Source organism: Vibrio sp. SSH13-20 (genome assembly GCF_040104475.1).
GTDB classification, from domain to species: Bacteria; Pseudomonadota; Gammaproteobacteria; order Enterobacterales; family Vibrionaceae; genus Vibrio; species Vibrio harveyi.
In genome coordinates, this window is sequence record NZ_JBECOU010000010.1 from 62,339 (window position 1) to 83,888 (window position 21,550).

The window sequence follows — 21,550 nt, forward strand, 5'->3', positions numbered from 1 at the left end:
CCTTGTAATGCTCAGAATCTTACCGTTCCTAATGTAATCATAGACGGAATTGTTCGCCGAGATAAACTTGTTTCACCTGCTCGTTATTGAGAACTTCATCCGGAGTTCCCGATGCGATGAGATGTCCTTGGCTTACGATATAGGCTTTTTCACATACGTCCAAGGTTTCACGAACGTTGTGGTCAGTGATTAATACACCAAGACCGCGATCGCGCAGGTGTTCGATGATTTTTTTGATGTCGTTAACCGAAATCGGGTCAACACCCGCAAATGGTTCATCCAGCAAAATGAACTGAGGGTTAGCAGCTAGTGCTCGCGCGATTTCTACACGGCGGCGCTCACCACCCGATAGTGCCATACCCGCACTGGTGCGTATGTGCTGTATGTGGAATTCTTCTAACAAATCTTCCAGCTTATCTTGACGCTCTTCTCGCGTTAACTCTTGACGAGTTTCCAGAACCGCCATGATGTTGTCTTCAACCGACAGCTTACGGAAGATGGAGGCTTCCTGTGGCAGGTAACCGATACCCATACGAGAGCGGCTATGCATCGGCAGAATACTGATGTCTTGGTTGTCGATTGTAATGGTGCCTTCGTCACGTGGTACCAAGCCAACGATCATATAAAACGATGTGGTTTTACCCGCACCGTTAGGACCCAATAGACCAACAATCTGGCCAGACTCTACTTCAAGGCTTACATCAGTTACCACCTTGCGTTTTTTGTAGCTTTTAGCAAGGTTCTTTGCACTTAGTACTGCCATATTAGTTCTCGACTTGGTTCGGTTGCAGGATGGTTGTTACGCGCTCATCCTTCGAGCTGTCAGCGACTAGCTTCTGTTGACCAATTTGGTAACGAATTGACGAACCTTTGATGGTGTTTCCGTCTTGAGCCAGTTGCGCTTGACCTTTCATGGTCAATTCATCAGTAGAAATACGGTAGTCTAACTCAGTCGCCTGACCACTGAGCGTTTTGCCATCGTCCATTAACTGAGAAAAGGTAGCTGGTTTGCCAAATGCTTGGATCTGTTTGATAGACTCGGTTTTAGGATCGCGAGTCACCACGATTCTATCAGCATCGATATTGATGCTACCTTGCTTAAGCGATACATCCCCTTTGAAGATCACCTGATTACTCTTCATGTCCACTTGTTGAGTGTCTGAATTAATGTAAACCGGCTGTTGTGTATCCGACTTAAGTGCTAACGCTTGTGGCGCTGCTAAAACCAATGCCAATAGGCTAAGGTGTAACGGTTTCATATCGACCTTGAACTTCATCAGTTAGAGTCGCAGTGTGAGCCTTTAAGTTGCCCTGCATTGCGCCCCCAGTAGTTTCAAATTGCGGTCCAACCAACATCACTTGTTGATCGGCTTTAAAATCACGATTGGTTAGATTAATCACCAATTTGTTTGTCGCCATGGTATCGAAACTTGCACCAGGCAAAAGGTTTTGCATTAGCACGTTGTCGTACAGCGTCAGAATTTGGTCTTCATCTAAGACTGCTCTGGTTGCAGTCACCTTCCACTCAACCACACTACCTTCGCGGTACACCATGAGTGTTGGGCTCTTAAATATCGTGTCTCCACTTTTGGCATAATGATCCAAATTAGTGGAACGGATGATGTAACTGCGGACACCATCTTCACCATAAGTGATGTTTTCTAGTCCAGTACCACTGAACATAGGCAGTTCTAAATTTGGTGCTACTTGGATATTTTCATTGCTTTTTGGCGTCATGAGGTAATAACCGCACCACGCAACAACAAAAATCAAGAGCAAATAAATAAGGCGAGTAAAACTCATAAAATAAAGGCCTTTATCTTAGCTCAGTACTTCCCTGACCATTGCCTTAATCTGTTAAATCAATCGTTAAGTCTTTTTGGTGACGCAATATTACATCACGCCAGCCTTTAATAAATCATGCATATTCAGTGCGCCGACAATTTTATTGTCATCACACAAGATCAGAGCATTGATGTTTTTGTCTTGCATCAGGTTTAAGCCTTCTACTGCCAGCATCTCAGGATGGGCGGTAGTTGGATTTTTCGTCATCACATCACCAATGGCTGTGGTATGGATATCAATGCGTTTATCTAACGTACGACGTAAATCGCCATCAGTGAATATACCAAGCATAGCATCGTGCTCATCGACGATAGCGGTCATGCCTAAGCCTTTTTCCGAAATCTCAAGCAGTGCGTCACGAATTAAAGCATCTGGTGACACTTTTGGTAGCGAATTACCAAAGTGCATAATATCAGACAGCTTAAGCAGCAATTTTCTTCCCAGTGCGCCACCTGGATGTGATAACGCAAAATCTTCTGCAGAGAACCCTCGAGCTTGGAGAAGTGCAACTGCCAGTGCATCGCCCATAACCAACGTTGCCGTGGTGCTGCTGGTTGGAGCAAGACCAAGCGGACAAGCTTCTTTTGGTACAGTAATTTGCAAGTGGAGATCGGACAGTTTCGCCATGTTAGATTCCGGCTTACCTGTCATGCTGATGATCTTAATGTTCAAGCGTTTCAAAACAGGGAACAGAGATAAAATCTCATGCGATTCACCTGAGTTTGAAATGGCGATAACAATGTCGCCAGCACTGATCATACCGAGATCACCGTGAGCCGCTTCACCTGGGTGAACGAAAAATGCAGAGGTACCTGTGCTTGCAAGCGTAGCGGCAATCTTGTTGCCAATGTGACCTGACTTGCCCATACCCATCACGACAACCTTGCCGCTGTTGGAAAGAATCAATTCGCAAGCTTGCTCAAACTGCGCATCAAAGTATTGGTCTAGCTGTTGTAGTGCTTTCACTTCGATATCGAGTACTTGTTTAGCAGCAGCGCGAAAATCAAATTGAGTGGACATATCAGTGCTCCAATTTGTCTTTACTTATTATGTTATTAAGCAGCCATGTTTGCGAATAGGTAAACTTGGTAAGCCAAGAAACACACAAACAAAATGCCACCTTCAATGCGGTTGATGCTACGAGATTTACCCAAGCACATCGCTACAAGTAGTAGAGATACACCCAGCATTACCCAGAAATCACGCCCCATTGCATATTCGCTTAGCATTGATGGATTAATAATGCCCGGTAGACCCATTACCGCAAGAATGTTGAATACGTTTGAGCCGATGATGTTACCAACTGCCATATCGTCTTCGCCCTTTAGAACACCAGCAAGAGAAGCTGCCAGCTCAGGAAGACTAGTACCAATGGCAATAATGGTTAAACCGATCACGAGGTCACTCATGCCAAAGTACTTCGCAATGATCACGGCGTTATCAACCAACATACTTGCTGCCAAAGGAAGCAGTATCAGACCGATCACTACCCACATCACCGCTTTTGAGTTGCTCACGCCTTCTGGTACTTCAGACTCTTGATCTTCAACAAACGCATCACCCGCTTTTTGCTCTTTACGGCTAATTTGCAACATTGCAAACAAGAATCCACCAAACAGAATGAACAGCAGCACGCCTTCGTAAAAACCTAAATGGCTATCCCATAGCAAAATACCCGCCAATACGGTTACTGCTATCATCAAAGGCAGTTCACGGCGAATAACTGCAGAACTGATAGAAAGGGGCTTAATAAGCGCTGTAATACCTAGGATTAAAGCAATGTTGGCAATGTTGGAACCCAATACGTTACCAACGGCAGTATCGGTTTTTCCATCCCATGCTGCTGTCGCCGAAACCATCATTTCCGGCGCAGATGAACCCATTGCTAGGATTGTCATACCGATCACTAGAGGTGAAATACCGACGTTGCGGGCCAGAGCAGCAGAGCCAAAAACAAGTTTATCTGCACTCCAAACAAGTAAAACAAGACCGACGATAAGCAACGCAACGGCTTCGAGCATGATGATTCCTAAGTAATAAAATAAGTGAAATGAGTAACCGCTAATTTTGACCTTTTGCGGCCAAAAATGGAAGATAAACAACAAATAAATTAAAGGTTAGTAACGAAATTGTGTTTAATTGTTGCTCATTCACTTGTCTGTTGGAATACGGCTATTCTGGAATGGGATTTAAACACCTTCCTTGGGTTTCGTCATATTTTATGCTGAATTGCTTGAATTTCGTCGGCTTTATTTAATCGAACAGTGCTTTTAATTCAGGTTCATTGTGCTTATGATTGCAGCCTAATAAGTGTACCGAAGTCACTTTAGGATATTCTCGACGTAATATCTTGAAAACAATCGGGGTTGAGTTGGATTGCAACTCTGTGAGAACCGCTCACAACTAGTAGAAGAGATAGTATGTCGAACAACGATTTAGTTACCGTTAACAATCTCACTTTTTCACGTGGAGAGCGCAAGATCTTCGATGGCATTGATCTGCATGTGCCAAAAGGAAAAGTGACGGCCATTATGGGACCGTCGGGGATTGGTAAAACGACACTGCTGCGCCTTATTGGTGGGCAGATTTATCCCGAGCAAGGGGAGATCTGGTTTGATGGCGATAATATTCCATCCCTGTCTCGTAAAAAGCTTTATCAAGCACGCAAAAAAATGAGCATGTTGTTCCAGTCGGGAGCTTTGTTTACTGACTTGAATGTGTTCGACAATGTGGCGTTTCCTTTGCGTGAACACACGGAACTTTCCGAAGAATTAATTCGTACCATGGTGCTTCTAAAGCTTGAAGCGGTCGGATTACGAGGTGCGGCAGAATTGATGCCAAGTGAGCTTTCCGGCGGCATGGCTCGACGAGCTGCACTAGCTCGTGCCATAGCCTTAGACCCAGATCTCATCATGTACGATGAACCTTTTGTTGGGCAGGACCCAATCACTATGGGCATTTTGGTTGAGCTAATTAGCAACTTGAATCGCGCATTGGGGCTGACTTCAATCGTCGTCTCTCATGATGTGCCTGAAGTGATGAGTATCGCGGATTGGGTCTACTTGATGGCTGATGGCAAAATCATTGCTTTTGGTACGCCACAAGAGTTGATTGATAATCCCGACCCACGTGTGAAGCAATTCTTACAAGGGGAAGCCGATGGTCCCGTGCCGTTTCGCTTTCCTGCTCAAAGTATCGAAAAGGACTTATTTGATGGTCGATAGCTTTATTCAATTTGTCGCTTCATTAGGTAAACGAACATTAGCCATCTGTGAAGCCTTTGGTCGTGCGACCTTGATGCTTGTTGGCGCATTAGTGACTCGACCTCAGCCAATCAAGAATTTTCCTCTGTTGATTAAACAGCTTTATTCCGTAGGTGTGCAATCGCTGGCGATCATTGTCGTTTCTGGCTTGTTCATCGGCATGGTGCTTAGCTTGCAAGGTTATGTTGTGCTGGTGGATTACGGAGCAGAAGGCAGCCTGGGTCAAATGGTCGCTCTTTCGCTACTACGTGAGTTAGGACCAGTAGTAACTGCGTTATTGTTTGCTGGTCGCGCTGGCTCAGCACTGACTGCAGAAATTGGGTTGATGAAGGCAACGGAGCAGCTTTCAAGCATGGAAATGATGGCTGTGGATCCACTAAAACGTGTCATCGCACCACGTTTTTGGGCTGGGGCTATCTCAATGCCATTATTAGCTATGATCTTTATGGCAGTTGGTATCTGGGGCGCTCAGCTTGTTGGTGTGGATTGGAAAGGCGTAGACCACGGCAGCTTCTGGGCTGCGATGCAATCTTCAGTGGAATTAGGTCAAGACATCGGTAACAGCATGATCAAATGTATTATGTTCGCGATTACCGTTACTTGGATCGCTCTATTTAATGGCTATGACGCTATTCCAACTTCGGAAGGGATCAGCCGAGCAACGACGCGCACTGTTGTGCATTCTTCTTTAGCAGTACTGGGACTAGACTTTGTACTGACCGCATTGATGTTTGGGAATTAATCATGCAACAAACACGTAAAACAGAATTATGGGTTGGCAGCTTTGTATTAGCAGGAATTTGCGCGATTCTTGTGATGATTTTTCAGGTTGCTGACGTAAAAAGCATTGGCTCTGGCAATACTTACACCCTGAAAGCCGAGTTCGATAATATTGGTAGCTTGAAAGTACGTTCTCCTGTGAAAGTAGGTGGCGTTGTTATCGGTCGTGTAAGTAACATTACACTTAACCCTGATAGCCTATTACCTGTAGTGAGCTTGTCGATTAACAGCCAATATAACCAATTCCCAGAAACTTCTAGCGTGCAAATTTTGACATCTGGATTGATTGGTGAGCAGTACATTGGCTTGGTACCGGGCTTTGTTTTTGATGATGAAGAAATGCTTGTTGATGGTGACACCATCGAAGACACCAAATCTGCATTGGTACTAGAAGACCTGATCGGTCAGGTTCTATACAGCATTGGTGGCTCAGGCGATTCTGGTGACACGAGTAAGGAATAATCCATGTTTTCTAGACTATTACTTTCTTTCTTAGCAGCATTTACTGCATTTGGAGCCGTTGCTGCTGAAGTAGATAAAACTCAGCCATACCAAATGATGAAGCAGGTTGCAGAAGTGACGTTTGAGCGTCTCAAAGCGGAGCAATCGCAAATCAAAAAAGATCCAAACTTGCTAAAAACCATCGTTGAAGAAGAGCTTATGCCTTATGTCAACGATCGCTATGCGGCATTGAAACTGCTTGGTCCAAACCTAAAAGGGGCGAAGCGTGAAGATGTGGGTGAATTCATCACAGCATTTCGTGCTTACTTGGTGACGTCATACGCGCAAGTATTAACGCAATATACGGATCAACAAATTGAGTTTGGTCCGGAGCCAAAACTGGATCCTTCTAAGCGCATTACTAGCGTCAAGGTTGAAATCATCGACGCACCGCGTCCAAATATCAAACTTGAATTTAAACTGCGCAAAGATAAGAAGACCGGTGAGTGGTTAGCATTCGATATGGTGGCTGAGGGTATTAGCCTACTATCAAGCAAACAATCGGAGTGGAATACACAAATTCGCCAAGAAGGTATTCTTGCGGTCGCTAAAGATTTAGAGAAACTGGCTGCACAGCCAATTCGCTTCGAGGCAGCAAAGTAATGGCACAGTCTCATTCTCAGTGGCATTTACAGGCAGACATTCTTAAGCTTACAGGGGCGCTGGATCGCGATTCGGTGCCGTCTTTGTGGGCGGTGGCACAGCAATGGCGACCTTCTCAAACCGAGCTAGAATGCTCACTCCAAGAGATTGAACGCATCGACTCTGCGGGAATGGTGATGTTAATCCACTTATTAGAGCATGCAAAAAAGCAAAACTGTCATATAATGCTCAGTTTCGTGCCAGCGCAATTGCGCACTTTGTTTCAATTGAGCAACGTTGAATCTTTAGTGGCCAAACATATACAGAATTATCAGGGGTAAATTGTGGATAGCGCAAAAGTACAACAGTTACTAGAAGAAGCACTAAACCTTCAAGAAGTGCATGTAAAAGGTGAAGGGAGCCACTATGAAGTGGTTGCTGTTGATGCTTGTTTCGATGGAATGAGCCGCGTTAAGAAGCAGCAGTTAATTTACGGTCCTCTGATGGATTACATCCAGCGTAACGACATTCACGCGCTATCAATCAAAGCGTTCACTCCAGAAGAGTGGGCTCGTGATAAGAAGCTAATGTCGCTTTAAGGTTTATTGATGGAAAAGTTTCGAGTTATTGGGTCAGATAAACCACTGGTTGGTGAAGTGACCATTTCAGGTGCAAAAAACGCAGCACTGCCGATTTTATTTGCGTCTATCTTGGCGGAAGAGCCAGTAGAAGTGGCAAACGTGCCACACCTTCGTGATATCGACACAACCATGGAACTACTAAAGCGTCTAGGCGCAAAAGTAAGTCGTAATGGTTCCGTTCATGTCGATCCAAGCAGCATTAATGAATACTGCGCTCCTTATGATTTAGTAAAAACCATGCGTGCTTCTATTTGGGCGCTTGGTCCTCTTGTCGCGCGCTTTGGTCAAGGTCAGGTGTCTCTACCTGGCGGTTGTGCTATCGGTGCTCGTCCTGTTGATCTGCACATTACTGGTCTAGAACAGCTTGGCGCGACCATTACTCTTGAAGATGGTTACGTTAAAGCAGAAGTCGATGGTCGCCTTAAAGGCGCGCACATCGTGATGGACAAGGTGAGTGTTGGTGCAACCATCACTATCATGTGTGCAGCAGCACTTGCTGAAGGTACGACAACACTAGACAACGCAGCGCGTGAACCTGAAATCGTAGATACGGCTGACTTCCTAAACAAACTTGGCGCGAAAATCTCTGGAGCAGGTACTGACACCATCACTATTGAAGGTGTTGAGCGCTTAGGTGGCGGCAAACATAGCGTTGTGGCTGACCGTATCGAAACAGGTACATTCCTAGTTGCAGCTGCTGTGTCTGGCGGTAAAGTGGTATGTCGCAACACCAATGGTCACCTGCTAGAAGCGGTACTGGCTAAGCTAGAAGAAGCGGGCGCGTTGGTAGAAACTGGTGAAGATTGGATCTCTGTTGATATGACAGATCGCGAGCTGAAAGCTGTGAGCATTCGTACTGCACCACATCCAGGTTTTCCAACGGACATGCAAGCACAATTTACGCTGTTAAACATGATGGCGAAAGGTGGCGGCGTGATCACTGAAACTATCTTTGAAAACCGTTTCATGCACGTACCTGAACTGATGCGTATGGGCGCGAAAGCGGAAATCGAAGGTAACACAGTAATTTGCGGTGATGTAGATTCTTTAAGTGGTGCACAAGTGATGGCAACTGACTTACGAGCTTCGGCAAGTTTGGTGATTGCTGGTTGTATCGCGAAAGGCGAAACCATCGTTGACCGTATCTACCACATCGACCGTGGTTACGACAAAATCGAAAATAAACTGTCTGCACTTGGCGCAAATATTGAGCGCGTAAGTGAGGCGGGTTAAACTGCATCGCAGTTGACCTAGATATGAAGAGAGCCGAAACGTAGGTTTCGGCTTTTTTATATCGCGTTTTCTTTCATAGTTCATGACTATGTTCAAAGAGACAATAATAGCTGTAGCTGGCGCAAAGCCGGTTCTTGGAGAACAACAATGATTGCACTGTTACGTGTATTTGCTGTCGCAATTTTCGCAATTGTGATGTTTATTGGTGGTTGTGGTTACTGCCTACTTAGCCCTAGAAACCCTAAGCACGTTTTCACGTTCGGTCGTCTATTCGGCAAAATGTCACGTGTATTTGGTATCAAGCTAGAATTGCGTATTCCGGAAGATGCATATTCTCGCGGTCAGCATGTTTACATTGCTAACCACCAGAACAACTGGGACCTTTTCACTGTATCTTCAGCTGTTACACCTAAGGTAGTAACGGTAGGTAAGAAGAGTCTTGCGTGGATGCCTTTGTTTGGTCAGCTTTACTGGCTAACAGGTAACATCTTGATTGATCGTGCAAACCGCTCTAAAGCAAAAGGTACTATCGACCAAGTTGTAGACAGCATCAAAAACAGCGACGTTTCAGTGTGGATGTTCCCTGAAGGTACACGTTCACGTGGTCGTGGTTTACTGCCATTTAAAACTGGTGCATTCCATGCAGCTATCGGTGCAGAAGTGCCAATCATTCCAATCGTGTGCAGCTCTACAGGTCACATTAAACTGAACCGTTGGAACAATGGTCATGTGATCATTGAAATGTTACCTCCAGTAAGCACGGAAGGTTACGGCAAAGAGGGCGTACGTGAGTTAGCTAATGTTTGTCGTGAAGAGATGAAAGCGAAACTGGAAGCCTTGGATGAAGAAGTGAAACAGCGCAACGCAGCTTGAGTTTTACGGCGATATCATCGCAAAAAGACAATAAAAAACGGGTAGCTTGAGCTACCCGTTTTTTTATGCTTGTCAGCAAGGGCAATTATTTGCGAACTGCGATTGCTTCAATCTCGATACCGACATCTTTAGGCAGGCGAGCTACTTCTACACAAGAACGTGCAGGGTAGTTTGCTACTTCGTGCTCATCGAAAAACTTGCCGTAAACTTCGTTCACAGTACCGAAGTCGTTTAGGTCTTTCACGAATACTGTCATTTTAACGATATCAGTAACCTTAAGACCTGATGCTTCCACAACTGCTTTTACGTTCTCTAGAGATTGACGAGCTTGCTCTGCGATGTCTGCAGACACTTCACCTGTCGCTGGGTTTACTGGGATTTGGCCAGAAGTTAGAACCATGTTGCCTAGATCTACGCCTTGAACGTAAGGACCGATTGCTGCTGGTGCAGACTCAGTGTGAAGTACTTTCGTCATTTGAATTGTTCCATCTGTTTAGGGGAATAAAGAGTTTACTCAAGCATCTTGAGTGTTCTTAAGAATAAGCAGTGTGCCTTTAAACATGAAGCACGTAAAGTGCAAAATACCCCGCATTGGCGGGGTATCAGTCAATTTATCGTTAGCAAGAATCGGAGCAGAAAATTAACGCTCAGTTACGATCTCACGTGCGAAAACTTTCTCACAGTATTTACACTTCAGACGGATTTCTTCCTTCTTCTCGAACACCTGGAAGCTGCTCGCAACCGGTTCGTTGTGTGTAATACAGTTGCTGTTCGGACACTCAAACACGTTGTTGATTCGCTCAGGGAGTTCTAGCGCTAGCTTCTTCACTACTTCGTAGTTTTCGATTTGGTTAACGGTCGCGTGTGGTGCGTACAGTGCTAGTTTACTTGCCTGCTCTTCGTTGATGAACACGTTTTCAATCTTGAGTAGGTCTTTATGACCGAGTGCAGATGAAGGCAGATTCAGACCGATGGTGACACGTTGAGAAGAGTTGTGCATATCGAACAGCTTCAACACTTTGATACCAATTTGTGCTGGGATGTGGTCGATTACTGTGCCGTTTTTGATTGCTTCAACCTGCAATTGAGTTTCTTTAGCCATGTCTTTTTCTCCCTCGATTACAGTGTTTCGTTAAGAACCAGTGCCAACAACGCTTGGCGTGCGTAAACGCCATTTTCTGCTTGTTGGAAGTAGTAAGCGTGTGGTGTGACGTCGACGTCTGTGGTGATTTCATCCACGCGTGGCAGTGGGTGCAGTACTTTCAAGTTTTCACGTGCACCTTCTAGTATTGCCGCCGTTAGGATGTAAGCTGATTTGATGTGCGCGTATTCGGATTCATCAAAGCGCTCTTTTTGTACGCGAGTCATGTACAGAATGTCGAGCTCAGGAATCACGCTTTCCATGTCTGTGTGTAGGCTGTATTGAATGCCTGCTTCATCTAGCTCTTCACAGATGTAGTCTGGCATTGCGAGTGCTTCTGGCGCAACAAAGAAGAAGCGAATGTTATTGAACTTTGCCAATGCTTGAGTCAACGAGTGCACGGTGCGACCGTATTTTAGGTCACCAACAAACGCAACGTTTAGGTTGTCTAGACGACCTTGCGTTTCCGCGATGGTGTATAGGTCGAGTAGCGTTTGCGTTGGGTGTTGGTTTGCGCCATCACCTGCGTTGATAACTGGTACGCCGTTAGAGAACTCAGACGCCAAGCGCGCTGCGCCTTCTTGAGGGTGGCGCATCACGAATGCATCGACGTAAGAAGAGATAACTTGAACTGAGTCAGATAGCGTCTCGCCTTTTTTCGCCAGAGAGGTGTTACCACCGTTATCAAAACCAATAACATCGCCACCGATACGTTGAATTGCTGTCTCGAATGACAGGCGAGTACGTGTGGATGGCTCAAAGAAACAGCTTGCTACAACCTTGTTTTTAATCAGTTCTGGACGAGGTTCTTTTTTTAGCTGACCTGCAGTTTCTACAATCAGTTCCAGTTCTTCACGTGAAAGCTCTGGAATAGAGATGATGTGCTTCTGGTAAAGCGAGTTCGCCATGATCTTCTTCCCTATAACAGTGGTGACTATCCCCAAAATTCACCGCGATGGAATTTTAGGCATAAAAAAACCTCCCCAATTGGGGAGGTTTTAAAATTCAATAGAATTAACGAAAATAACAGCACGTAAGCGTAGTCGCTTAGCTAGAGCAAATCGCGTTTTTACGTCAGCAATCGGCGTGGTCATTTCGTAATCCTCAGACAAATTGCCGAGCATTATACGCTTAACTTTCGTGAGCGCAAGCGATTACATCATGGTTTTTGTTACCATTTTTAATGCTATGGTTTAGCTGCCTAATGTCGCAACCATCACGGCTTTGATGGTGTGCATGCGGTTCTCGGCTTCGTCGAATACGATAGAGTATTCAGATTCAAACACCTCTTCGGTTACTTCAAGCCCTTTCATACCGTATTTCTCCGCGACCTCTTTACCCACAGTCGTTTCATCGTTGTGGAAGGCTGGCAGGCAGTGCATGAACTTCACATGAGGGTTACCCGTTTGCTTAATCACATCCATATTGATTTGGTAAGGTGTCATCAGCGCAACACGCTCATCCCAAGCTTCAGCCGACTCACCCATCGACACCCAAACGTCGGTATATAAGAAGTCACACCCTTTAACGCCTTCTTCAACGTTTTCTGTCAGCGTGATTTTCGCACCGGTTTGTTGGGCAATTTCTTGGCAAGTTGCCACTAATGCTTCTTCTGGCCAGAACGCTTTTGGCGCTACAAGGCGGATGTCCATGCCCATTTTTGCTGCGCCAACCATGAGTGAATTACCCATGTTATTGCGAGCATCACCAAGGTAAGCAAACGTCATCTCATGCAGTTGTTTCCCACGTCCGTGCTCTTGCATGGTCAGGAAGTCTGCAAGGATTTGGGTAGGGTGGAACTCATCCGTTAAACCATTCCAGACAGGTACACCAGCATAAGTACCAAGCTCTTCAACAATGGATTGACCAAAGCCACGGTATTCGATGCCATCGTACATACGACCAAGAACACGAGCGGTATCTTTCATTGATTCTTTATGACCGATCTGTGAGCCAGAAGGACCGATGTAAGAGACTTGAGCGCCTTGGTCAAAGGCCGCGACTTCAAACGCACATCGGGTACGAGTCGAAGATTTCTCAAAGATTAGTGCGATGTTTTTACCTTGAAGTTTCTTCTGCTCTGTTCCTGCATATTTAGCTTTTTTCAGCTCTGCAGACAGTTCGAGCAAAAACTGGATCTCTTTAGTTGAGAAGTCCAATAGCTTCAAAAAGTTGCGATTACGTAGATTGAAAGCCATAGCTCGTCCCTTAGGTCGTTTGGTTGATAAAGAATAAAAGCATTAAAACATATAAATGCTTTTATTGTGAATAATTATTTTAATCAAAAGCAAAAAAAGGTTGATGCATTCACATCAACCTTAGTCTCAATTGGTTTTATTTGGTGGGAGAGGTTTCTCAAATATCGTCACGTTCGATTGGGCAACTCATACAACGTGCACCACCACGACCGCGACCAAGCTCGTTACCCGGAATAGTCAGGACTTCAATACCAGCTTTGTCGTACTTCTCGTTAGTGTAGACGTTACGTTCGTAACCAATCACAACACCAGGTTTCACCGTCAGTACGTTGTTGGCATCGTTCCATTGCTCTCGTTCAGCTTCGTAGCTGTCACCACCCGTTGTGATGATCTTCAATTGATCTAAACCAAGTGCCGATTCGATGGCATGCAGATAGTTGTGTGATGCTTCGACATGCATTTCACCGTTGCCTTTAGGTGTTAGGCGCCAAGTATCTAAATCTTTACGCATGATTTCTGGGTATACCGAGAAAGTGTCTACATCCATATGCGTCATGACCGTATCAAGGTGCATGCACGAGCGGTGTTTTGGTAGGTCGATAGCAATCACTTCTTTCGCCTGACCAGATTTAAACAGGCTTGCCGCTAAGTTTTCTACACCTTGTGGGGTTGTGCGCTCAGACATACCAATCAGAACCGCACCTTTACCGATAACCAGTACATCACCACCTTCAACGTTGGCATTGTCGTAGTGCTGGTCTTCATCACCAAAGTAGTTAATGAAGTCTTGACCCGCGAAGGTTGGGTGCCAGCGATAAATCGCACGCAGATGGTTGGTTTCGCGTTGACGTGCAGGCATCATCATTGGGTTAAGAGAAACGCCGCCGTATACCCAGCATGACGTGTCACGGGTAAAGAGGTGGTTCGGCAGAGGTTCGATCACGAAGTCCAGTGGGCGCTTCATCTTCGGCAACATTGATGAAGATTTGATTGGCAGTTCCGAGTAAGCCAAGCCGCCAAGGAGAATGCTTGCTAGATGCTCATCGTCCATCTCTGCGAAGTACTGGCGTAAGTCACGAGCGAAAGTCGGACCGTAACGGAAGTCAGAGATCTGAGTATTCAACAACCATTGTTTTGCTTCTGGAACCGCAAGGGTTTCAACCAGCAGATCATGAAGCAGTAGTACTTCGACATCTTGTTCACGCAGTGTGCGCGCAAATGCGTCGTGTTCTTCACCAGCCGCTTCGACCGCTAATACGTCATCAAACAGTAGCTCATGGCAGTTCGATGGCGTTAGGTGGGTGAGGGCGCGCTCTGGGCGGTTTAATAGAACTCGTCTTAGTTGACCAACTTCTGATCCAACGTACAGCTTACTCATTTTGCATCCTTACAAATATTCCAGCCGTTAGTTATGACAAGCTTGGTGCAAAGATGCAAGTCTTAGGACTTTGCTTATATATTGCAAAAATATAATTTTTTGGCGTTATATTTTGTAAATGCTTCCTTGGTGTATTTTAATTCTATATTTTGTTGTTTGTTCATGAGTTTTAAAAAGTGCGTTTTTATTCTTTTTCGTTTGAGAAAGAAGTCATACATCAAAAGTGCATAAAATATGCATAACCATTCTGAAATATGCAGTTTTTGGCTTTCTTTTATTCGTTAGGTCAGAATTAACGAGCCGTTGCTGTATTCACTCCAAGATCATAAACACGCAAACAAGCCTAAAATTACTCGTCTCAGGCTCAATTAGGATCTTCTGAATATTAAAGATTAGCCGTTTTTGTTAATTTTTTGTTTCTGTGAGCGAGGTTTAGATTTGTGAGTAAAAATTATCATCAAGAATCACCGCAGTTTGGTGTTTGTTTGTGGCTTTTCATCGCAATCCGTGCCATATTTCACCGCATTAACGTACTCAGTTTAGAGTATAGTGTTTCCATCAAGTAACTAATCTGGAGCCAAAACATGTCTCACGAAGATGAATATCTATCAGTAGAAGAATTAATTGAGATTCAAAAGGAAGAGACTCGCGATATCATTGCAGCATTGCTAGAAGATGGCAGCGATCCAGATTCACTATACGAAATCGAGCACCACCTATTTGCTGAAGACTTCGATACGCTAGAAAAAGCGGTTGTTGAAGCGTTCAAGATGGGCTTTGAAGTTCTTGAAGCTGAAGAAACAGAAGATGAAGACGGCAACAAACTGCTTTGCTGTGATGCAACAATGGAATCTGCACTAAACGCAGAAGCAATTGATGCTCAGGTTGAGAAACTGGTTCATCTGGCAGAAAAATACGACATCATTTATGACGGTTGGGGTACTTACTACGAAGGCGAAGATGCGCTTTACCCTGAAGAAGATGATGAAGACGAAGAGTAATCCTCTTATTCAATCTAAGAAGCCAGCGTTTATCGCTGGCTTTTTTGTGCCCTGAAAATGATAACCGCAGGTAACGATAAATAATTCTCATTGAGTTTGTGTGCTTATTGCCTGTAACCCTAAGTTACTTGTGTATATAATGCGTGAAAATTGATCTAGCTCAAGGTAACTATGCAACTCTCACTCGCCGGTTTATGGCAAGTCTCTCCACTGACGGACCTTTCTATCCCACAGGATGACATTACTTTCCCTGCTCCTTTGAGTCAGGTATTGCCTGCTGAACTGACTGAAGACGTGATTCGTCAGCAAGAGTGGCATCTGATGCACGACATTGAAGTGGACGAATCCATGATGGCATTCCCAGCGGTAGAAATGGTGTTGGGTGGTGTGGATTACCATGCTGAAGTGCGTTTAAACGGGGTAGCATTGTTCGACTGTGACGGTTCACAAAGCATGTACAAAAAAGACATTCGTCCGTTCATGCAGATGGGGCGTAACCGTTTTGAGATCCTGTTCCTTGAGGAAGAAGAAGATCTTCTGCTGGATGAGGATAAACCAGAGTTGTGCTCACTTGCGGATCATGAATACCAAAAGAGTGATGAGCGCTTGGGGGTATGGCAAGAGCCGTATCTGCAGTTTGTTCGCAATGTGCGTTTAGACCGTGTAGCAACCGAGCAGATTTGGCACCATGGTGGTGGTTGTGAGTTTAAAGTAGACTTGTACTATCAAACTTTTGCGCCGGGTCTAGTATCGGCATCGGTTAAATTTAATGGCATGACTTACCATATTCCTATTGATGTCCGAGCGGATCATGCGAGTGCTTTATTCCAGATCGAAGCGCCAAAGTATGCCGATCTTAATGATCCCGATCCAAAAGATCTCTACGAACTCGTGGTGGAGTTGGATGGGCAACGCCAAGCATTTACAGTGGCGCTTAGCCAAGAACTCTGTGTTACCCATCTTGTACTTTAAGTTTTGGGGATAAAGCGCTATAACGTTTTAAGCATCACGACTTCACATGCATCATGCCCTGTTTGTCCTAGCGGGGCATCGAGATGCTCAAAGCCTAGCTTTTCATACAAGCCTACTGCTTCTCTTAGACATTCTGTCGTTTCTAAATAGCACTGCTGATACCCAAACTGTTTCGCTAGCTGTAAGCTCAATGCGACGATGCGTTTAGCTAAGCCGTGTCCTCGCGTTTGAGGTAAGAAGTACATCTTTTGCAGCTCACACACATTTGGCTCACCAGCTAAAGGTGCAAAGCCGCCGCCACCCACAATCTCGCCTTGGTACTCGACTACCCAGTAGGCTGCGCCTTGTTGGTCGTAAACCGAGTACATGTCATCAAGCGTTGGATCTGCCACACCATAACCTTTATCTGCGGTTAAACCGTATTCTGCAGAGACTTTACGAATCACGTCCGCAACTTGCGAGTTATCTGCTTTGGTAAGAGGTCGAAGAACGTATTCCTCAGCCTGGCACACTTTCGTTAGCCCTTTTAGGTAAGTCTCTAGACCAAGTTTGAGTTGCTCTTGCTCGCTGTCATCGAGTTGGGTAAGCAGCTGTTCAAAGAAGCTGTTTTGCTGCTGGTCTAGTTGCGATAACGCCTGTTGCCCTTGCTCTGTAAGTGCTACGAGCTGGCTACGTTTGTCTTTTGGGTTTTCGATGCTCTCAACCAAGCCTAATTTAATCAGACCAGTAACGGTTCGGCTCGCATTGGACTTGTCGACATTAAGCTGATGTGCCAATTGATTGATGGTTAACGGCTGCAGCTGGATTTCACCTAATGCGTGCGCTTGTACTGGAGTGAGAGCGACATCGCCGCATTGTTTATCGAGCATACCAAGCAATCGGACGGCTTGACGGGAGTAGTGTCGGAGTTGACGAGCATTCATAATCACTTACCTCTGGAAACAAAGTTGCGCACCGCAATTAAATTAATTGCGGTGCGCAACTTTGTCAATGGTAAATGTTATTTTGCTTGTTAGAAGGCGTATTGAGCCTCCATGTTTAAGCGTGTTGGTGTAGACAAAATTGTGGTGCTTGGTTATCTGATTTACGCATCCATACTTTCTCGTGGAAGTAGTAAGCCACTGTGTTCAAGCTTGGCTCTAGCATCGCCATGATACCGCCGACAAACGCATCACCTGTTAGTAAGTAAACCACGCTAAACGCAACACTGAAGTGGATAGTGGCAAAGCTTGCGGTTTTTAATTTGGTCATCCACTGACGAGCTTTAAGCGCTGGGACTTTTGCCCATGCCTTTTCATGAAAGTAGAAAGCGACGGTGTTCACTGAAGGCTCAATCATGGCGATTAAACTACCAATTAGAATGTCGCCAGTAAGCACGTAAGCGACACTAAACGCGATAGTAAAATGGAGTGCTGCAAAGGTTAGTGTCTTTTTCATGATAATTACTCAATCGTTGTGTTGTTTCGATAGGTCTATTATTGAGAATTATTATCATTAAATCTAATGGGCAGTTAAGATTAGTTTGATAGGTAAAAACTATTAAATAGGAGGGGAAGTAGGAGAGAAGAGCGAATACCTTTGAAAGCTTTCCGAGTGATAAATGCAAAAAGGGTTGATGCTTTCACACCAACCCTTTGATTCTTTTACTCTAGCCTTTAGCGATTAAAGTGCAGCGATCGTTGTCTTTTGCTCTTCTAGCTTAGCTAGCGTCTCTTTGTAGCCTTCAAGTTTCTCACGCTCTTTAGCAACAACTGCTTCAGGAGCTTTCGCTACGAAGCCTTCGTTACCTAGTTTGCCTTCGATACGCTTGATTTCGCCGTGAGTTTTCTTGATTTCGCCATCTAGACGAGCAAGCTCAGCGTCTTTGTCGATCAGACCCGCCATTGGGATCATCAGCTCAGACTTAGCAACCAATGCTGTTGCACACGCTGGCGTTTCTTCGTCAGCAGCAAGTACGCGTACAGATTCTAGTTTCGCTAGAGACATCAGTACTTGTTTGTTTGCTTCTAGACGCGCTGCGTCTTCTGCGTTTGCAGCTTTCAGCATAACGTCAAGCGGCTTACCTGGGTTGATGTCGTATTCAGCACGTAGGTTACGGATGCTGGTAATGAACGCTTTCACCCATTCAATATCGTCTAGCGCTTCTTGGTTGAAGTTTGCTTCGTCGAATTGAGGCAGTGCTTGAAGCATGATTGTCTCGCCTTCTACACCTTCAACTAGTGGCTTGATGCTTTGCCAGATAGTTTCAGTGATGTAAGGAATCACTGGGTGAGCTAGACGTAGCGTCTTCTCAAGAACCGTGATTAGTGTACGGCGAGTACCACGCTGTTGCGCTTCAGTACCTTTCCATAGAACTGGTTTAGTTAGCTCTAGGTACCAGTCACAGAATTGGTTCCAGATGAATTCGTAAAGCGTGTTAGACGCCATATCTAGACGGAAGTTGTCGATATGGTTGTTGAACGCTTTCGCTGCAAGTTCAAACTGAGACTCGATCCACTTGTCCGCTAGTGAGTATTCAATCTCACCACCGTTGAAGCCACAATCTTGCTCTTCTGTGTTCATCATTACGTAACGGCTTGCGTTCCATAGTTTGTTACAGAAGTTACGGTAACCCTCAAGACGCTTCATATCCCAGTTGATATCGCGACCTGTTGATGCCATTGCTGCAAGAGTAAAACGTAGTGCGTCTGTACCGTATGCTTCGATACCGTTTTCAAACGTCTTACGAGTGTTCTTCTCGATTTTCTTCGCTAGCTGAGGCTGCATCATGTTGCCACAACGCTTCTCTACTAGAGACTCTAGGTCGATACCATCGATCATGTCGATTGGGTCAAGTACGTTACCTTTCGACTTAGACATCTTGTCGCCGTTTTCGTCACGGATTAGACCAGTAACGTAAACTGTCTTAAATGGTACTTGTGGTTTGCCGTTTTCGTCTTTCACGAAGTGCATGGTCATCATGATCATGCGCGCAACCCAGAAGAAGATGATGTCGAAACCAGTTACTAGTACGTCTGAAGGGTGGAATACTTTCAGATCGTCAGTTTGCTCAGGCCAACCTTGAGTACCGAACGTCCATAGTGCAGAAGAGAACCATGTATCCAGTACGTCTTCGTCTTGGTGCAGTTCAATAACTGACTCTAGGTTGTTGTTCTTACGAACTTCTTCTTCGTCACGACCTACGTAAACGTTGCCTTGGTTGTCGTACCAAGCTGGGATGCGGTGACCCCACCATAGCTGACGAGAGATACACCAGTCTTGAACGTCACGCATCCAAGAGAAGTACATGTTTTCGTATTGCTTAGGAACGAATTGGATGTCGCCGTTTTCTACTGCTTCAACTGCTGTTTTCGCTAGAGGCGCAGTACGTACGTACCATTGGTCAGTTAGCATTGGTTCGATAACCACGCCACCACGGTCGCCGTAAGGAACTTGTAGATCGTGATCTTTCACTTCTTCAAGTAGACCTAGCTCGTCGAATTCAGCAACGATAGCTTTACGAGCGGCAAAACGTTCCATACCGTGGTACTTAGCTGGTAGCTCAGTGCTGTAAGCGTCGCTTGCTTCGCCGTTGGTGTTGAATACTTCAGAAGCGTCACGGATGTTCGCGTCGAAAGTCAGAATGTTGATCATTGGTAGCTGGTGGCGCTTACCAACTTCGTAGTCGTTGAAGTCGTGCGCAGGTGTGATTTTCACACAGCCAGTACCTTTTTCCATATCTGCGTGCTCATCGCCCACGATTGGGATGCGACGATCAACGATAGGAAGGATGATTTCTTTACCGATAAGATCTTTGTAACGTGGATCTTCCGGGTTAACTGCAACACCAGTATCGCCTAGCATGGTCTCTGGACGAGTCGTTGCAACAACGATGTAGTCTTTGCCATCTGCTGTTTTAACGCCATCTGCTAGTGGGTAGCGGAAGTGCCACATGTTGCCTTTAGTGTCTTTGTTCTCTACTTCTAGATCTGAAATCGCTGTGTGTAGCTTTGGATCCCAGTTAACTAGACGCTTACCGCGGTAGATTAGATCGTCTTCGTATAGACGTACGAACACTTCTTGAACAGCGTTAGATAGACCATTGTCCATCGTAAAGCGCTCACGATCCCAGTCTACAGATGCGCCAAGACGACGAAGCTGCTTAGTGATAGTGCCGCCAGATTCGCCTTTCCATTCCCAGATTTTGTCGATGAAAGCTTCACGACCGTAATCGTGTTTTGTTTTGCCTTCTTCTGCAGCGATCTTACGCTCAACAACCATCTGAGTTGCGATACCTGCGTGGTCCGTACCTACTTGCCAAAGAGTGTTTTTACCCTTCATGCGCTCACAACGGATAAGCGTATCCATGATCGTATCTTGGAACGCGTGGCCCATGTGTAGGCTACCAGTGACGTTCGGTGGCGGGATCATGATGCTGTATGATTCTTTAGTAGTGTCACCGTGTGGCTTAAAGTAGCCTTTCTCTTCCCAAGTCTGATATAGAGCTTGTTCGATTGAAGTTGGGTTGTATGTCTTTTCCATAGCGCTCTTTTAATGGATACGTTGATGGTTGAATCTAAGTCAATCTTTATAAGTGAACTCTCTGAGTGGAGAGCTTAACTATAAGGATTGACCGTTAAGGATATTGAATTTCGATCGTTTGCAGTTGATAACCTGCCTGACGGTAAATTTTATACCTTTCTCTTGCGAGCTGTTTAGCTTTTTCTTCGCAAGGCACGAAGTCTACCACTTGAGCAAACTTGTTCGCAAAGGTTGTCTCATTTTCCGCCAAATTAATTACCAGCTGACGGTTCCAATTAGGTTTTACACCTTCATGGCCGATTTCAATATTGGTGGCGTATTTCGGTCCTTCGCCTACAAGATTATGTGCCATGAACTTGTCTGCATCAATTTGCCAAAAGGCTTCGGCGAGCTGCTCGGCGTGCGGTTTGTCTTGGCAATTCAGATACACTTTTGCGCCTTGGCGAGCAAAGTGCTGAGTCAAAAACACGATGTATTCTTCAAAGCCAGTCACCGTTGCTTGCGGGCTCTCTTCGTTAATGATGTAGAAGGTTGCAGTTTGCATCATTCTCTCGCTTGCCGTTGGTCTCTTCCTAAGACCATCTTAAATCCGATTTTCAATCAAGAAAATCGAGGTAATAA

25 protein-coding genes are annotated in these 21,550 nt (G+C 45.2%); 10 read left to right on the forward strand and 15 right to left on the reverse strand.

The window, feature by feature from the left end:
* Positions 1–37: 37 nt before the first annotated feature.
* The 5 genes from lptB to ABMY42_RS23450 all read right to left on the reverse strand — a co-directional run bounded on the left by lptB (position 38) and on the right by ABMY42_RS23450 (position 3,866).
* Complete coding sequence (gene lptB / locus ABMY42_RS23430) at positions 38–763, reverse strand: LPS export ABC transporter ATP-binding protein (protein ID WP_005444387.1); 726 nt, start codon at positions 761–763, stop codon at positions 38–40.
* A gap of 1 nt (position 764) precedes the next feature.
* Positions 765–1,259: a lipopolysaccharide transport periplasmic protein LptA gene (gene lptA / locus ABMY42_RS23435; RefSeq protein ID WP_005444389.1), complete on the reverse strand. Its 495-nt coding sequence runs from the start codon at positions 1,257–1,259 to the stop codon at positions 765–767.
* Positions 1,240–1,803 carry an LPS export ABC transporter periplasmic protein LptC gene (lptC, locus tag ABMY42_RS23440; protein WP_349266852.1) on the reverse strand — a complete coding sequence of 188 codons (564 nt, stop codon included), beginning with the start codon at positions 1,801–1,803 and terminating at the stop codon, positions 1,240–1,242. The genes lptA and lptC overlap by 20 nt, the downstream gene beginning before the upstream one ends.
* 90 nt (positions 1,804–1,893) lie before the next feature.
* Positions 1,894–2,865 carry an arabinose-5-phosphate isomerase KdsD gene (gene kdsD / locus ABMY42_RS23445; RefSeq protein WP_349266853.1) on the reverse strand — a complete coding sequence of 324 codons (972 nt, stop codon included), beginning with the start codon at positions 2,863–2,865 and terminating at the stop codon, positions 1,894–1,896.
* A gap of 35 nt (positions 2,866–2,900) precedes the next feature.
* A complete protein-coding gene (locus ABMY42_RS23450) occupies positions 2,901–3,866 on the reverse strand; it encodes a calcium/sodium antiporter (RefSeq protein WP_005444395.1) in 966 nt (321 codons plus the stop codon).
* A 399-nt stretch (positions 3,867–4,265) separates the two neighbouring features.
* Here ABMY42_RS23450 and mlaF point away from each other — a divergent pair, with 399 nt between their 5' ends.
* From mlaF to ABMY42_RS23490, 8 genes are all read left to right on the forward strand, one after another.
* Positions 4,266–5,069, forward strand: coding sequence for a phospholipid ABC transporter ATP-binding protein MlaF (gene mlaF, locus ABMY42_RS23455; protein WP_349266854.1), 804 nt, complete (start codon positions 4,266–4,268; stop codon positions 5,067–5,069).
* Positions 5,059–5,850 (forward strand): lipid asymmetry maintenance ABC transporter permease subunit MlaE, encoded by a 792-nt coding sequence (gene mlaE, locus ABMY42_RS23460; protein WP_038898327.1) that lies wholly within the window; start codon positions 5,059–5,061, stop codon positions 5,848–5,850. The genes mlaF and mlaE overlap by 11 nt, the downstream gene beginning before the upstream one ends.
* A 2-nt stretch (positions 5,851–5,852) precedes the next feature.
* The gene (gene mlaD, locus ABMY42_RS23465; RefSeq protein WP_005436386.1) at positions 5,853–6,350 is read left to right on the forward strand and encodes an outer membrane lipid asymmetry maintenance protein MlaD; all 498 of its coding nucleotides are present in this window, start codon (positions 5,853–5,855) and stop codon (positions 6,348–6,350) included.
* A 3-nt stretch (positions 6,351–6,353) separates the two neighbouring features.
* Positions 6,354–6,992 carry a phospholipid-binding protein MlaC gene (locus ABMY42_RS23470; RefSeq protein WP_038898328.1) on the forward strand — a complete coding sequence of 213 codons (639 nt, stop codon included), beginning with the start codon at positions 6,354–6,356 and terminating at the stop codon, positions 6,990–6,992.
* Positions 6,992–7,312 carry an STAS domain-containing protein gene (locus ABMY42_RS23475; protein WP_005444403.1) on the forward strand — a complete coding sequence of 107 codons (321 nt, stop codon included), beginning with the start codon at positions 6,992–6,994 and terminating at the stop codon, positions 7,310–7,312. The genes ABMY42_RS23470 and ABMY42_RS23475 overlap by 1 nt, the downstream gene beginning before the upstream one ends.
* A 3-nt stretch (positions 7,313–7,315) precedes the next feature.
* Positions 7,316–7,570 carry a BolA family iron metabolism protein IbaG gene (gene ibaG, locus ABMY42_RS23480; RefSeq protein ID WP_005432865.1) on the forward strand — a complete coding sequence of 85 codons (255 nt, stop codon included), beginning with the start codon at positions 7,316–7,318 and terminating at the stop codon, positions 7,568–7,570.
* A 9-nt stretch (positions 7,571–7,579) separates the two neighbouring features.
* Positions 7,580–8,845, forward strand: a complete 1,266-nt coding sequence (murA, locus tag ABMY42_RS23485; RefSeq protein ID WP_005444406.1) for a UDP-N-acetylglucosamine 1-carboxyvinyltransferase — start codon at positions 7,580–7,582, stop codon at positions 8,843–8,845.
* 147 nt (positions 8,846–8,992) lie between these two features.
* A complete protein-coding gene (locus ABMY42_RS23490; protein ID WP_005444408.1) occupies positions 8,993–9,718 on the forward strand; it encodes a 1-acylglycerol-3-phosphate O-acyltransferase in 726 nt (241 codons plus the stop codon).
* 85 nt (positions 9,719–9,803) lie between these two features.
* Here the strand turns inward: ABMY42_RS23490 and ABMY42_RS23495 are convergent, their stop codons facing one another.
* The 6 genes from ABMY42_RS23495 to arcA form a co-directional block, all read right to left on the reverse strand.
* Complete coding sequence (locus ABMY42_RS23495) at positions 9,804–10,193, reverse strand: RidA family protein (protein ID WP_005432832.1); 390 nt, start codon at positions 10,191–10,193, stop codon at positions 9,804–9,806.
* 165 nt (positions 10,194–10,358) lie between these two features.
* Positions 10,359–10,820: an aspartate carbamoyltransferase regulatory subunit gene (gene pyrI / locus ABMY42_RS23500; protein WP_005448817.1), complete on the reverse strand. Its 462-nt coding sequence runs from the start codon at positions 10,818–10,820 to the stop codon at positions 10,359–10,361.
* 17 nt (positions 10,821–10,837) lie between these two features.
* A complete protein-coding gene (gene pyrB / locus ABMY42_RS23505) occupies positions 10,838–11,767 on the reverse strand; it encodes an aspartate carbamoyltransferase (RefSeq protein WP_038898330.1) in 930 nt (309 codons plus the stop codon).
* A 90-nt stretch (positions 11,768–11,857) separates the two neighbouring features.
* On the reverse strand, positions 11,858–11,983 hold the full coding sequence (locus ABMY42_RS23510; RefSeq protein ID WP_005432831.1) for a hypothetical protein: 126 nt from the start codon (positions 11,981–11,983) through the stop codon (positions 11,858–11,860).
* A gap of 69 nt (positions 11,984–12,052) precedes the next feature.
* Complete coding sequence (locus ABMY42_RS23515; protein ID WP_005432863.1) at positions 12,053–13,057, reverse strand: ornithine carbamoyltransferase; 1,005 nt, start codon at positions 13,055–13,057, stop codon at positions 12,053–12,055.
* 157 nt (positions 13,058–13,214) lie between these two features.
* Positions 13,215–14,435, reverse strand: a complete 1,221-nt coding sequence (arcA, locus tag ABMY42_RS23520; protein WP_005432859.1) for an arginine deiminase — start codon at positions 14,433–14,435, stop codon at positions 13,215–13,217.
* A 584-nt stretch (positions 14,436–15,019) separates the two neighbouring features.
* Here arcA and rraB point away from each other — a divergent pair.
* Both rraB and ABMY42_RS23530 read left to right on the forward strand, forming a co-directional pair.
* A complete protein-coding gene (rraB, locus tag ABMY42_RS23525; RefSeq protein ID WP_005432867.1) occupies positions 15,020–15,436 on the forward strand; it encodes a ribonuclease E inhibitor RraB in 417 nt (138 codons plus the stop codon).
* Between the two features lie 171 nt (positions 15,437–15,607).
* On the forward strand, positions 15,608–16,408 hold the full coding sequence (locus ABMY42_RS23530; RefSeq protein WP_050908028.1) for a hypothetical protein: 801 nt from the start codon (positions 15,608–15,610) through the stop codon (positions 16,406–16,408).
* A 17-nt stretch (positions 16,409–16,425) separates the two neighbouring features.
* Here the strand turns inward: ABMY42_RS23530 and ABMY42_RS23535 are convergent, their stop codons facing one another.
* From ABMY42_RS23535 to ABMY42_RS23550, 4 genes are all read right to left on the reverse strand, one after another.
* Entirely contained in the window at positions 16,426–17,331 is a 906-nt protein-coding gene (locus ABMY42_RS23535) for a bifunctional helix-turn-helix transcriptional regulator/GNAT family N-acetyltransferase (RefSeq protein WP_239970253.1), read from the reverse strand.
* 115 nt (positions 17,332–17,446) lie between these two features.
* Complete coding sequence (locus ABMY42_RS23540) at positions 17,447–17,845, reverse strand: DUF2061 domain-containing protein (protein ID WP_005432839.1); 399 nt, start codon at positions 17,843–17,845, stop codon at positions 17,447–17,449.
* Positions 17,846–18,070: 225 nt separating this feature from the next.
* Positions 18,071–20,929 (reverse strand): valine--tRNA ligase, encoded by a 2,859-nt coding sequence (locus ABMY42_RS23545; RefSeq protein WP_349266855.1) that lies wholly within the window; start codon positions 20,927–20,929, stop codon positions 18,071–18,073.
* 94 nt (positions 20,930–21,023) lie between these two features.
* Positions 21,024–21,473, reverse strand: a complete 450-nt coding sequence (locus ABMY42_RS23550) for a DNA polymerase III subunit chi (protein WP_050908037.1) — start codon at positions 21,471–21,473, stop codon at positions 21,024–21,026.
* Positions 21,474–21,550 lie beyond the last annotated feature (77 nt).